This is a genomic window from Candidatus Vicinibacter proximus, assembly GCA_016713905.1.
GTDB classification, from domain to species: Bacteria; Bacteroidota; Bacteroidia; order Chitinophagales; family Saprospiraceae; genus Vicinibacter; species Vicinibacter proximus.
This window is the reverse complement of sequence record JADJOE010000003.1, coordinates 2,041,424-2,055,796: the sequence shown is the minus strand read 5'-3', so window position 1 is coordinate 2,055,796 and position 14,373 is coordinate 2,041,424. Positions and strand designations below refer to the sequence as shown.

Here is a 14,373-nt window from a genome sequence, read left to right as displayed (position 1 = left end):
TGAATTTTAATAGTTATAAATATATTATATTTATTTAATATGTGATAAAACCAGGGAAAAAATGAGAAGGAAGTAACAGTCCGGCGAGTGGGTATAATGCATTGAGTGATAGAATTATTCCAATTGGGTAAAAGAGCTATCTTTGAAAAAACCATCAGCAAGTGAGTGAAAAAATTAACATCGGAGCCTTCCAATGGGCGGATTTGACAGTACCCAATGCATTGGAAATCAAAGATTTTTATGCCAGGGTGATTGGCTTTTCGGTGCAGGAAGTATCCATGGGTAACTATGAGGACTACTGTCTCAACAGTCCGACAGATGGTTTTACAAAAGCCGGAGTTTGCCATTCAAGAGGTGCCAATGAAGGGCTTCCTCCGGTGTGGTTGGTTTATTTTAATGTAGCAGATTTGGAGCTAAGTCTGGTGGCTGTTCAGGAAAGCGGTGGCAAAATTATTTCAGGCCCAAAACCATACGGGGGATCCTCCAAATACGCCGTGATACAGGATCCGGCCGGAGCCTTCTGTGCTTTGTTCCAACATTAGGAGTTTATCAGCTGTCTGCAAATTTTAAGATTCCGGTCACCAGTTTATCGAGTTCGGATTTCATGGTGTAAACATTTGGGGTAACTCTTACCCCGTGGATGTTTTCCCAATCAATGCCCACCGTGTGGATTTTGTATTCATTTTGAAGAAATTCAGACAACTGACCTGCAGTTTTACCTTCAACCAATACCGAGCAAATGGCTCCGCTGAATTCTTTGGAAAGGGGAGAAATTATTTTGACTTTCGGGTGTGATTTTACTTTGTTGACCCAATACATTTTAAGTTCGTGGAGTCTGTTGAATTTTCTTTCAGCGCCAATTAAATGGAAAAAATCAATCGCCTGCCCGATGGCTTGTTCAAGGGCAAATGAGCGGGTCCCAAGGCTTTCAAACTTCCGGATGTCCTCACTTTCCGGATCTGCCGCGGCGAGCATTGGATAAAGGTTTTTAATTTTTTCTTTGCGTACATACAGTAATCCACTTCCAATAGGTGCGGATAACCATTTATGCAAACTGGTACCAAAATAGTCACACTCCAGATCACTGATCTTGTATTGGAAATGAGCAAAGCTATGGGCAGCGTCTACTAATACTTCGATGTTCCTTTTTTTAGCTGCCAGGGCAATTTCTTTGGCAGGCAATAATTGTCCGTTCCAGTTGATGGTGTGGGTAATATGAACCACTTTGGTTTTATCAGTGAAAGCCTCCTCGAATTTCTTCACAATGAATCTTTGATCTTCAATCGGGAATTCAAAATTTATCCATTTAAGCACAATACCTTCTCTTTTTTCCCGCTGTTTCCATGCATTGATCATGTTCGGATAATCCTGTTTGGTCAGTACTACTTCGTCACCTGCCTTCAGTCTTAACCCAAAAATGATGGTCTCCAAAGCCTCAGAAGAGTTGCGGTTGAATGCTAATTCCTCAACACTGCAACCAGCAAGGTTAGCCATTTTTTGTCTTAAAGGTTCTCTGCCCTGGTCAAGAATACGCCACATGTAGTAGGAAGGAGCCTCGTTGCTCATTCGACTGTAATATTCCACCGCTTCCTGCACAACCCTCGGTGAGGGAGCAACTCCTCCATTGTTCAAATTAATTAACGTCGGCGATACGGAATAGGCCAGCCGGATCTGATGCCAGAATGTTTCATCGTCTGATGGGGAGAGTCGATTAAGGTCATTAACAGCTTGCTTGAACTCATCCCCGGAAGCCTTCAGTAAACTGGAGGGAGAGAGAATACCGGCTGAAGAGGCAGCCAATAATTTAAAAATGGTTCGTCTTTGCATGAACGGAGGTTTAGTGGATTACGAACAAATATAAGCGGAAAGAACCATTATTTTAAAATATATCAAGTTCTGAAATACGGTCTGCAAGTCCATCAAAAGCATTAAATAAATCAAAACATATAACTAATAATCGCAATATAATAAAATATTTTAAACCGATATTAAAATGGTTTGTAGATATTTTTTGACCCATATTTACAGATGCGATGAAGCCCCCTGGCAAATTCTGGTTGATATTATGCCATAATCCTAAATCATTATATATTTTTGAAAATAAAGCATTTATATTGAATTTTTAGGATTTGAAGGGTGTAAGAATTAACCTATTTTAAATAATTAGAAGCGTCAATAAATATATGCATTTATTAAAAATTTTAAATTTAAATATCGGTAAAAATTATAAAAAATATAAACGATATTAAATATTTAGGTATATTTGTGTATGGTATGGCCTGTAAAAGAATATGCTTATGATGATTTGAAGGAAGTATTGCTGAATATTGACCTCAAAAAGACGCGTTTGGACAGGCACAGACCTTTATCCCGTGCGGTGGTACAATCCATCAGGAGCAGTCTTAATTTGGAATGGACCTACAACAGTAACAGTATAGAAGGCAATACCTTAAATCTTCGGGAGACCAGGATGGTGATAGAAGAGGGGATGACGGTGGCAGGCAAGAGTTTGCGCGAGCATTTTGAAGTGGTGAATCATCAGGAAGCAATAGAATACCTGGAGGAATTGGTTTCCGGCGATTACCTGCTGAAGGAGCGGGATATTCTGGATATCCATGAATTGGTCATGAGTAAGATAGAGAAGGAATTTGCAGGCAGGTATAGGAATTCGGGGGTACGCATTCTCGGTGCTAATTTTACTCCTCCCAATGCACTGAAAGTTCCCGAGCTCATGTCAGATCTCATCGGTTGGGTGAGTAGGGACGATCAAAGCATGCACCCTTTGGTGAAGGTCAGTATTTTTCATCATCGGTTTGTGTGGATACATCCCTTTTTTGATGGGAATGGCAGGACTGTCAGGCTGATCATGAATTTGTTGCTGATGAAATGGGCGTTTCCACCGGTCATCATTCTTAAGGTAGACAGAAATAAATATTATCAGGCCCTTAACCGTGCAAATCAGGGCCACTATGATTTGTTGATTCGTTTGATTGCCAGGGCTGCTGACAGATCACTGGGCATCTATCTCAGTAATCTGGAAGATTACGCGGATGAATATGTTCCAATTGCAGATTTAGTGGAAGATTCCGCTTTGCCTTATGGACAAGAGTATATTAGTTTATTGGCACGACAGGGAAAAATAGATTCTTATAAGGAAGGTCGCATTTGGTATACGCGGCCGGCAGCAATCAAAGAATACATAAATAATCGCAAGCGGGAAAGAAAGCTTTTACGTTCCGGCTAGTGTCCATATTCGAATTAAAATTCACAGTTTCAGTTAGTGAGTTTGATTATAGTTTTGGGAATTAAAAAGCCGTCCCCATTTATTGGTGGACGGCTTTTAATTATCTTTAAGAGAAATATTATTTCAGAATAATTTTAGAACTGCTGACTTTATTTTCTTGAATCAACTCTACGATAATTACACCCTTCGGTAAATGGTCCGTGTTGAATTGCAACAATTGTTTCTCCTGACCAAAAACATATTTGGAACTTAATCCCTGGCCATTCAGATTCAACAAATTGATTTGTTTAACGCCATGGTTAGCTTCCAATTTTATGTTTAATATTTCTTTTGCAGGATTTGGATAAATCGCTGCAGTTCCGTTTACATCACTTGGGTTATTGGTACCCACCACTTTTTTAGAATCCACCAAAGTTCCTTTGCCTGGAAGATTTACGCAGTATTGTTCGCCTAATCCTGTCTTGATGCAAAAATCCGTATTGTAGAAAAAAGGATTGATGATCTCCAGATTATCCACAATCCATCCTTTAAATCCAGGGTTGCTGGATTCAGTAGCGTCGTCATTTCCAAATCTAAAGCGCACATTGATTTTTTTGCCTTTGTATTTTTCAAGACTTGCAACAGAAGGAATGAAATCTTTAGTGTATCCGGAAAATCCCTGCACTAAAGGAATTCCGATGGCATTATAAGATATTCCGCCTACGTATGTGTTGATTTGAAAATCATCTGTTTTCAATAGGTTCCAAACTTTTCCACCATCCTCAGAAATTTCTACAAATCCTCCATCAATACCGCTTTGGGTATTGATTTTATGATAGAACAATAAAGAAGTTATTTCGTCACCCATATCAATTGGTATTATGTTGTTGAAGGAGTGATCTCTTTCTTCTGAAGCTGAACTTTCTGAAATCCATGCTGTACTTCCTTGATAACCTTCTCCTCCTGCCCAAAGCCAAATACCGTTTCCTTTGCGTTGGTAAAAATCATAATTGAATTCTGTGTTCGGGTCTTCAAAATCATCAAAGAATCGGGTATTGGAATATTTGTCTGAAGCGGTTTTAATTCTATAAGTTATGGTTTTATTTTCCAGTGATTTCATATTGCTGATGTCCCAGGTAATCTTGTCTGCCGTTACAGATTTTGGATTAAGACTTGCGGATCCTGCTACATAACTACAACCGGCGGGAATGTTGTCTTCTATTTCTACATTATTTACTTCTCCTGCGCGTAGATTTCTAACGCTAAGATTGTAGGTAATTTCCTGACCGGCTTTGACTACATACGGTGCTGATTTTGCGATGACCGTTTTGTTTATACAAGTAGGATAAGATTCGTAATCTTCGGTTTCATCTCCGACCAAATTAGAATCTCCTTGTTTTGCATTAAATCCTAAACCTCTTCGTGCAAACACACTCCAGATAAGGCAGGAATTTTCTCCTTTGTACGCAATAGAGTCAGCCTTCAATATGGCATTTCGACCATCCACGAATCCAGGGCGGCAAGGTTGCAACTTCATCCCATCCATGACCAATTGAATACAGCGATTATTGCCTGCATTCTTATTGGAAAAAGTTGGATCGAATCCATATTTATCTGCCATGGCCCAATAAAGATCCCAAAGCATAGCCGTCCACACCTCACCAAGATTATGTTCTTCTGCGTCGATATTGTGGTAGGTGAATTCATTGATAGACATATTGGTAGTATAAGGTCTTCTTCGGATGCCAATTCCGTCAATCGGTGCGGAGGTAGCAAAATTACCGATACCCCTTACTTGTTCGGGCCTGTCGCCAGGTTTTGCAGTAATGATCAGTGACATAAAATCACTCCAGCCTTCTCCCATTTGTTCTGCATTACTAAGGCAATTGGCTTGTGCAGGCCCGCCGGTGAGTCTATTGGATACACCATGGCCATATTCATGTGTGATGATTCCGTTGTCAAAATCACCATCCAGACTATCCGGTCCGGCATTGGTATCTTCAGGTGTTTTTATCGTAATGACCAGGCCTTTGCCTACAAATGGTGCAATTTTATCACATACTGACTTTCGTGCATAATATGCTGGGATGGTAACCAATGCAGCATTTACTCCTGCTGCCATGCCGACATTTTGTTCATCAAATCCACAGATGATAACTGCTTTTGCTCCAGCTTTTTGCGCATAGAAAGTCTTTTCACTGAAGTCACAAAGTCCTCTTTCAATCAGGACGATTTTGCCATCGAGTTTGGATTTTTTCTGAGCGTCTTTGCATCCTTTCTTTTCGTTTCCCGGATCACCGTCATCAGACCATACAACTTCTCCTGTAATTGGTGTGGTAGTCACCTTACCTCCCCAGCCAGTTGGTCCATTGACCGAAAGGTAGCCTTCGATCTCCAAAGGTGCATCCACTCTTACTTCACCTGGTGCAGCAGTCCATAAAAACATTTGCATTCTGCCTGAAGATCCGTCCGGCGGAGTAGCAAAATTTGCATTGTTGGTTCCACTGCCATCCTGTGCTTCAGCAAGTACTTGATCGGCTCCGGTTCCACCTTTGTTGTAGTTATTTTGTTGGAAATTTCCTGCTTTTTCATCAAATCCAAACTGATACAAAATATCGTGCATCATGTTGTTTGCATAGAATAAATTCGTTACTGCTGCTTTAGTGTAAGTAGCAGGTTCTTTTTTAGGATCGAAAGGAAAATCAAAATTCAAGGATGTTCCACCATCTGCTCTTTCTCCATCGTTCGCATTGTCTCCATTTCTGTCCAAATAGGCACTTACGTTATTTCCACGAGTGTGGGTAAATTCAGGACCTGCTTGTCCATTGGTATCGTGCCATCCGAAAGGAGATGCATTCGGATAAGCTGGATCTGAAACCAACTGACGGTTTCCGTGAAGTGGACTCTCTATAGGAAACGGGAAAACATTATACACCGTTGCTGCAGGTTTGGGAGCTAGCGAAACATTGGTTTGTCCTTGATTTCCGTTGATGACAGGCTGGTTCTTTTTTTGTTGTTCAGCGCTTGCATGCTGTTCAAGGCATTTCTCCTGATGCTGATGGCCAAAACTACATTTCACCGTATAGTTATGTTGATCCAGTATTTCACCTGTAATGGCATCTACCCTTGTGCTCCAGTAATCAGCCCTGTCCACGAAATCTGTGGAAACATCCCAGGTCAAACGGAGTTTTCCGTCTTTAGTTTGGAAATACATCAATCTGGCAGGGATATCGGAATGGGTAAAATTAGTTTTTTCAAAATAGCGCTCCTTATCATTGCTACGTCTTTTTTCCAACGGCAGGACTGCATTTTTTACGTCATAATGATAGATCAGCTTTTCAAGAGCCTGAAGCGCATTGAGTCTTGGCTGGGTAGCATTGACTTTAGATTCAAGGTTACCTATAAAGCGGCAGGGGCTGTCAAAAACTTTTCCTTCTTTGGAGACATGGACAGAGGTAACTGCATTGTAAATCGGAATACCTTTGTAGGCTTGCTGGAAGTAAATATGGGTCATGCCATTGTGGTCAGACTGATATTGGTCCGTCACCAGCAAGTCTTTCAAATCTGTAGCATTCAAATTCCAAGCGGATTTTGAGGATTCCAGATATTGTCTGCCCAGATTTAGGGCTTGTAAATTTTGAGCGAATAAACTATTATTAATGTATAAAATGTTAATAATAAGGAGAAAATAGATAATTTTTTTCATTATGTGGTAGTTGATTAGAAGTGGCTAAATTACGATATTTCGAGAATTTATGGCAAAGCAAAATTTTGATTGGTTAATCGGTAAGAACGCTTTACACGAAGCTTTCGCTGCCGGAAAAATCTTACAAAAAGTTTATCTCGGGGATTACCTTGATAATCAGGTATTAAAAGAGTTAATAAAATTATCCAGACAACATAAAGTGTCCGTATTGACCGTTCCGCGTACCAAGTTGGATAAGCTGTGTAAAGGAAATCATCAAGGGGTTCTGGCCATGATCAGCCCGATTGAATTCCACAAAGTGGAAGATTTGGTCCACATGGCATTTGAAGCAGGCCAAAATCCTTGTTTTGCCTTGCTGGACGGGGTTACGGATGTGCATAATTTTGGAGCCATTGCCCGATCGGCTGAGGTCATGGGTATTACCGGACTCATTATAGGAAGTCGCAACAGTGCACCAGTCAACCAGGAAGCGATTAAGGTGTCGGCAGGAGCCCTCCTCAGGATCCCGGTGTGTAAAGTCAACAATCCTGTGCATACCCTTCGCGAACTAAAAAAGATGGGATTTGTTATTCTCGGTGCAGATGAGAAAGCTGATCTGCATCTTCGTGAAGCAGACTTGAAAACTTCAGTAGTTTTTGTTTTGGGGGCAGAGGATCTTGGGATTTCACCTGAAGTTAAAAACTGTCTGGATTATTCGATCAGTATTCCTCAGGCAGGACACATCAATTCTCTGAACGTTTCCGTTTCCGCAGGAATAATATTTTATCAATGGCGAAGCGAGCAGGATTAATCTGACGGCTATTCTGATTTTCATTGATAGGATAATATTTTATTATAAAATTTATTTGTAAAAAAAAATTGCAAGTACACGCAATGAATTTATTTAAATGAAAAAAATATTTTTGCTCTTATCCCTTTTGGGATCGAACCTCTTTACTTATGCACAGGATTCTCTTTCCAATGCTTTACTTTGGAAAATATCCGGCAATGGCTTAGAAAAGCCCTCTTATCTGTTTGGTACTATACATATGATTCCTACAGAAGATTATTTCTTACCCAAGGGAACAGAGGAATGTTTCCGTCAAACGCGTAATTTGTATTTGGAGATTGCGATGGATGAAATGATGGACATGAGTAATCTTGCCGGTGTGATGGATCAGATGTTTATGGCCAACGATACTTCATTGGCAGATTTGTTGACCAAAACAGAATACGATTTAGTGTCCGCGCATTTTGAAAAAATGGGATTGCCTATGATGTTCTTTGAACGCATGAAACCAATGTTCTTAAGTGCCTTCGGCTCACCGGAAATGAATCCACAGAATTTCAAAGAAGGACATATAAAGTCTTACGAAATGGAATTTAATGAAATGGCAAAGAAGCAATCTATTCCTGTCAAAGGCTTAGAGACCGTTGCGTTTCAGTTGTCCGTATTTGATAGCATTCCATACAAGGCACAGGCGCAAATGCTTGTAGAATCCTTGAAATCCAATGATGAGGAATCATCAGGGTTAAAAGAGATGATCAAGTCGTATATCGCCCAGGATCTCAACAAACTTGCTGAATCCATCTCAAGCGAAGAAACAGCGCTTAATCCTTATCTCGATATGATGTTGAACAACAGGAATAAAAAATGGATTCCGATCATGGCTGAAGTGATGAAAGAGGAACCTTGTTTTTTTGCAGTAGGCGCAGGACATCTCGGCGGTAAGGAAGGTGTAATCAGTTTGTTGAGAAAAGAAAATTTTGTGGTGGAACCAGTTCTGAAAAAGTAATTATGGCACTCATAAAATCTGTCCGTGGGTTCACCCCTGTTATTGATCCCAGTTGTTACCTTGCAGACAATGCAAGCATTATAGGAGATGTCGTCATAGGTGCCAACAGTAGTGTCTGGTTTCAGGCGGTAGTAAGAGGCGATGTGAACTCCATCAGAATAGGAGAACAGGTGAATATTCAGGATGGGGTGATCATTCATTGTACTTACTTAAAATCCATCACAGAGATCGGTGATCGCGTAAGTATCGGACATCGAGCCCTTATACACGGGTGTAAAATTCATCCTGAAGTATTGGTTGGAATGGGTGCAATCATAATGGATCATGCGGAAATTCAATCCCACGTTATTGTTGCTGCGGGTGCATTGGTACCGGAACATGCAGTGTTGGAATCCGGATTTATCTATGCAGGAATTCCGGCCCGTAAACTTAAACCTTTGGATGCGGATAATTTCAAGTTTTTTATCCAGCGCACCGCAGATAATTATCAGATGTATGCTTCCTGGTTTGACGCACAGGAAGAATTTGAAAAATAATTTTATTTTTTTTTAAGCTAAGCCGGAAGTATCCTCACAGCAGGTATTTTAGGAATAAGCTAGCTGTTACTTACTTACATATGTTGCTTTCTTTTAAGTTGAAGCCAAGATGGTATAAAGTGGCATGATCTTGGAATTAACCTGGCAGGTCGGTTAGTTATTACCGGTCTAAAATGATTAAATTAGCAAATGCATCTACGCCGGGTAAGCCAACTTGTAGTACTCTGGATTTTGTTTCAAAGCGTAGGCTTTGGACAGATGCATTCCCCTTGCGGACCAAATCCTGTACCGCTATCTAATGATTGTTCCGGAGCTTGCGTCGTCTGTGATCTCAATGGGGTTTCTGCAAGGACTACCAACACCATCATGGGACAGTCTCCTCCCGGGTTTTGTACCATGGTAGTTCACAGCATGCAATGGTTGGCATTTGTGGCAGGTTCTCCAAATCTTTCCATCAATGTAGCCGTTTCGGCATGTAATCAGGCAAATGGGGTGGAGATGGGCATTTATTCCTCACCGGATTGCAGCAGCTTCACCCTGGTGTCCAATTGCAACACCAACATGTATGCCAATCAAACCTGGGCTTTTTCTACAAACGCACCTTTGAAACCGGGTTGTATTTATTATCTCGTGTGGGATGGTAACGGTCCCAATGAATGTAATGTAGATATTACGGTTACGGCAGGCAGCGCAACCGCTCCAGTTCCAAATACCAACAGCAAAATTATGGGTCTTACCAGATTTTGTGTTGGTAAGTCTGCTACGTATAAAATTGCTGAAATTTTTGGTGCCTGCGAATATCAATGGCGTGTGGTGAATGGAAGCATCCTCCGGGAGAATGATAATGAAGTGGAAGTTCTTTGGGATACTCCCGGAAAGGGACAAATATGTGTAAAGGGATTGAATGTGTGTCATACCGGAAATGAGGTATGTCTGGATGTGCTCATTGGTGATGATTCTCCGCCTACAGATTTAGGTCCCTTTTATGTTTGTAAAGGACGGTTATATACGCTCGGAAATGAAACATTTGGTCCCGGAATTACGGTCTTGAATTTGAAAAACAGTTTCAATTGTGACAGCATCGTAAGTGTAACGGTTGAAGAGTTGGATGTAGAAGATGGATCGCTGGATACTACGATTTGCTGGCCCGGAGTTTTAAAAATTGACAACCAAACTTTTGACAGTACAGGTAAATATATTGTTTTAAAAAAATCAAAAATCCCACCTTATTGCGATTCCATTGTAAGGTTAGATCTGACCATCAATAAGCTGGTTGCAAAAGCTTATAAATCCGGAGATCTTAGTTGTACAGATACGCTTGTGTACCTGTATGCAGATTCTTCCAGTTTTAATGGATTGCCTGTAAATGATTATTGTTGGTTGAATGATAAAGGGGACACCATTGCTAGCAATCAGGATGCAAAAGTTAATCTTCCGGGCGTGTACAGATTAGTATTAAAAGTGCCAACCGGTCCAAAAAATAATTGTGCAGATTTTGTTCAAATAGAGGTAAAAGGTTCCAGACTTAAGCCGGAGTTAAGGCTCAACGCACCGGTTAAATTGTGTAAAGGAGATACTTTGTATTTGTCAGACATTTCTATTATGGATGTACAAAATTCAAATGCAGTTATTCAATTTTATTCCCGCCTGCCGATTGATTCCCTTAGTCAGATTCAGGATAGTTTTATCCTGTTTGATCAGGATACCGCATTATTTATCAAAGCCAGTAATGGAATTTGTACGGATTTATTAAGAGTTCCTGTGCGCGTCGAGCCTATAACAAAATTACAAATTGCTGATGTAGAAGTTTGCGCAGGAGATACCATCCGATTCAGTAAATTGAATGTGCAATACTCCGGACCTAAGCCGGATTCAGTTTCATTTTTCGCCTGCGATAATTTGACTTGTCCTGTTTTTCAAGATTACTGGGTAGTAAATTCAGATACCACCATTTTCGTTTATCCCGATGGTGTGGAATGTCCGCAGACTTTTACTTTTCGATTAATTGCTTTGCCATATCCTTCGGCAGATTTTGCTATAGAGGATAAATTATTGTGTGTTGGGGACAGTGTAAGGATAAGGTGGAATAGTCCATCCGGAGATCAAAGAATCCTCAGATTATTTCAACAAGACAGTGTGCTTCCACAGGGCGTGGATCATTTTTCGGATCTGGTTTCCAGTGAAGGCGTTAAGCGAATTTGTATGCGAGCCATTCGCAAGGGATGCGCCAGTGATTTTTGCGATGATTTGTTGGTTAAAAAGCCGCTGCCACCTCCATTTGTAAAATGCATTACCTCAGATACTGCTGTGGTTTTTATTTGGGATTCCATTTCCAATGTGCATTATACCACCGAGATTATAAAAGGGAATACAGGTAACCGGATTTCAGATTCCAGTTTTGTTTTTAATTCCCTGGGCAGGGGAGAAGAAGTTGGGATACGTTTGGTGCAGCACGACAGTGTGTGTGGCGATCAGTATTTTATACTGAATTGCAAAGCGATCGATTGTCCTAACCGAAGTCCTAAGATTAGTGCTCCGGATATTATTTGTTTAAATATCGGTGTGGATACCGTAATGATATCCGGAGAAATTTCCGGACCTTCGGCACAGGGAAAATGGGTATTTTCCGGTCCCGGAATTGTGGACAGTTTGCAGGGCATTTTTGATCCGATCCTTGCCGGAAAAGGGATTCACAGAATCTCTGCACAATATTCTGAATCAGGATGTACATATCCTGCACAAAAAAATATTTTGATCAGGGAAAATCCCATTGCATTGTTTAATCTGGACAGTGTTGTTTGTCAGGATTCATTTTTATTGTTGCGATTTTTTGGGCGGAAGGAGGATACTACTTCTTTCGAATGGAATTTAGCCAACGGATTTATCCGGACTTTGAGCAAGTCGGATTTTGAAATTAAATGGGACAAACCGGGTAAAAAAACTATAAAGTTAAAATTGAATGAGGAGGGTTGTTTGGACGAAACCACTAAAGATGTGGAAGTATTGCCGCCTCTTGAAAAACCGGAAATAGAATGTTTTTCAACGGACACCTCAGTTACTTTCCGCTGGAAAAAAGTTGCACGGGCTAAGGACTATCGTGTACAATTATTAAAAGGTAAAAACGGACACCGTACTTCGGATACTACTTATCATATTAGTTTGCAGGGATTAAAGGATACCATTGTTTTTAGACTTTTTGCCATTGATGGAGGACCATGTAGTGAGCGTATAGGAGATGATTTGGAATGTAGTCCGCTGTTGTGTCCTACCAGAAAATTATTTTACGATACAACCATTAACTATTGTGCCAATGAGAGAGATTTCATTCGTCTAAGATCCTACTTGCAAGATAGTGTAGGAAATATTGTGTTAAATGGTCCACAGTTGATCGGAGATCAGCTCAATTTCAAGGAGCTGCCTCCGGGGCGATATGTGTATCAGGCAAAAACCATTAATGGATCTTGTGTATATCTGGATTCGATTTCTTTAGTCAAACTACCATTACCCCTTATCAGTGAATTGCAAGTGACCCCTATCCCTTGTCCTGATGTAGACAGTGTAGGTGTACTGGAAGTAAAAAATATTTTATCCGGAACAGCTCCTTTTGAATATTCATTGGATGGGATAAATTTTACCGGCAATCCTGTTTTCAGTTCGTTATCTCCGGGTCAGCATAAATTATTTATCAGAGATAAAAATTTGTGTTCCATAGATACTTTAATTACGCTGATTAAACCTGAAAGTGTAGACCTTGATTTAGGTGTGGACAGAGAAATTGAATTGGGACAGATTGTATTGGTGGATGCAAAAATAAATGGAGCTTATGTTCGTCTTGACTGGGATGTAAATACAAATATTTCCTGCGATACTTGTGTATCTATAAGTCTTAAGCCGGATGGAGAAGCAAGGTTGAAGGCAACAGTATATAATAAATATGGCTGCTATGATGTGGACGATCTGATCATTTTTGTGCGCAAGAATCATGTTTATGTACCCAATGTTTTTTCACCAAACGGGGATGGGATTAATGATGGGTTCACCGTGTTTGGGGATGTGGATGAAGTGACTGAAGTAAAATCAATGGAGATTTATGACCGGTGGGGAGCGCAGGTTTTTAATAAAACAAATTTTGCTGTAAACGATTACCATACCGGTTGGAATGGGGAGTTCAAGGGACAAGATCTAATACCTGGTGTGTATGTATATCATATTGTGGTAAAATTCAAAACCGGGATAGAGAAAAAATTATCGGGTGAGGTAAGTCTGATCAGATAATATAAGGTTTTTAGCGTTTTTTGAATTTAGAAAATATTATACTTTTATTTTAATTTCGATAGTGCTTCTCTGACGCTCCCTGTTTCCAATAAAATTTTTCTTGCTTCTGATTCAGGAATTGATTTTAATTCAACAATCATACGTACACCACGATCAATCAGTTTGTTGTTGGTAAGTTGCATGTCCACCATTTTATTTCCTTTTACTCTGCCAAGGCGAATCATGGTTGCAGTGCTGATCATGTTAAGAATTAATTTTTGTGAAGTACCGGATTTTAGTCTGGTGCTACCTGTCAGAAATTCAGGACCTACTTCACACACTACAGGGAAGTCTGCAAAATGGATTATGGGTGCACCGGGATTGCAAGTGATGCAAGCGGTGAGAATATTTCTCTCCTGACATTTTTTTAATGCGTGTATGACATAGGGTGTTGTTCCACTTGCGGCAATGCCGATTACGGTATCTAGCGAATCAATTCCGTAACTTTGCAAATCATCCCATCCCTGGGTCTCACTGTCCTCTGCAAATTCAACTGCTTTTCTAATGGCACCATCACCACCTGCCATAATGCCAATGACCCATCCATGAGGAATTCCAAATGTAGGAGGACATTCTGATGCATCCACAATGCCCAACCTTCCACTTGTTCCTGCGCCAATATAAAATAATCTTCCACCTTCTTTCATTCTGGGTACCAATTCATGGATTAGGGATTCTATTTGAGGAATGCATTGTGCCACCTGATTTGGTACGGTTTGATCTTCTTCATTCATTCCTCTAAGCAATTCAGAAACTGTTTTATTTTCCAAATCGTGATGTCCTGATTCTGATTCTGTAGTTCTTTTAAATTCTTGCATG

General features: G+C 40.3%; 9 protein-coding genes. 6 read left to right on the top strand and 3 right to left on the bottom strand.

The genetic code is table 11. From position 1 onward, the window contains the following. Positions 1-173 precede the first annotated feature (173 nt). A complete protein-coding gene (locus IPJ83_16785) occupies positions 174-542 on the top strand; it encodes a VOC family protein (GenBank protein ID MBK7882191.1) in 369 nt (122 codons plus the stop codon). Between the two features lie 7 nt (positions 543-549). Here IPJ83_16785 and IPJ83_16780 read toward each other — a convergent pair whose 3' ends face one another. Further along, positions 550-1,827 carry an aminotransferase class V-fold PLP-dependent enzyme gene (locus IPJ83_16780; GenBank protein ID MBK7882190.1) on the bottom strand — a complete coding sequence of 426 codons (1,278 nt, stop codon included), beginning with the start codon at positions 1,825-1,827 and terminating at the stop codon, positions 550-552. Positions 1,828-2,269: 442 nt separating this feature from the next. On the opposite strand from IPJ83_16780, the gene IPJ83_16775 reads away from it, so the two are divergent. Continuing rightward, positions 2,270-3,244 (top strand): Fic family protein, encoded by a 975-nt coding sequence (locus tag IPJ83_16775; protein MBK7882189.1) that lies wholly within the window; start codon positions 2,270-2,272, stop codon positions 3,242-3,244. A 118-nt stretch (positions 3,245-3,362) separates the two neighbouring features. Here the strand turns inward: IPJ83_16775 and IPJ83_16770 are convergent, their stop codons facing one another. Continuing rightward, the gene (locus tag IPJ83_16770; GenBank protein ID MBK7882188.1) at positions 3,363-6,929 is read right to left on the bottom strand and encodes a T9SS-dependent M36 family metallopeptidase; all 3,567 of its coding nucleotides are present in this window, start codon (positions 6,927-6,929) and stop codon (positions 3,363-3,365) included. 49 nt (positions 6,930-6,978) lie between these two features. On the opposite strand from IPJ83_16770, the gene rlmB reads away from it, so the two are divergent. From rlmB to IPJ83_16750, 4 genes are all read left to right on the top strand, one after another. After that, the gene (gene rlmB, locus IPJ83_16765) at positions 6,979-7,719 is read left to right on the top strand and encodes a 23S rRNA (guanosine(2251)-2'-O)-methyltransferase RlmB (GenBank protein MBK7882187.1); all 741 of its coding nucleotides are present in this window, start codon (positions 6,979-6,981) and stop codon (positions 7,717-7,719) included. A gap of 97 nt (positions 7,720-7,816) precedes the next feature. Continuing rightward, positions 7,817-8,704, top strand: a complete 888-nt coding sequence (locus tag IPJ83_16760; protein ID MBK7882186.1) for a TraB/GumN family protein — start codon at positions 7,817-7,819, stop codon at positions 8,702-8,704. 2 nt (positions 8,705-8,706) lie between these two features. Then, entirely contained in the window at positions 8,707-9,240 is a 534-nt protein-coding gene (locus tag IPJ83_16755) for a gamma carbonic anhydrase family protein (GenBank protein MBK7882185.1), read from the top strand. A gap of 189 nt (positions 9,241-9,429) precedes the next feature. Next, on the top strand, positions 9,430-13,515 hold the full coding sequence (locus tag IPJ83_16750; GenBank protein ID MBK7882184.1) for a gliding motility-associated C-terminal domain-containing protein: 4,086 nt from the start codon (positions 9,430-9,432) through the stop codon (positions 13,513-13,515). Positions 13,516-13,559: 44 nt separating this feature from the next. Here IPJ83_16750 and IPJ83_16745 read toward each other — a convergent pair whose 3' ends face one another. Continuing rightward, a complete protein-coding gene (locus tag IPJ83_16745; GenBank protein ID MBK7882183.1) occupies positions 13,560-14,372 on the bottom strand; it encodes an N-acetylmuramic acid 6-phosphate etherase in 813 nt (270 codons plus the stop codon). Position 14,373 lies beyond the last annotated feature (1 nt).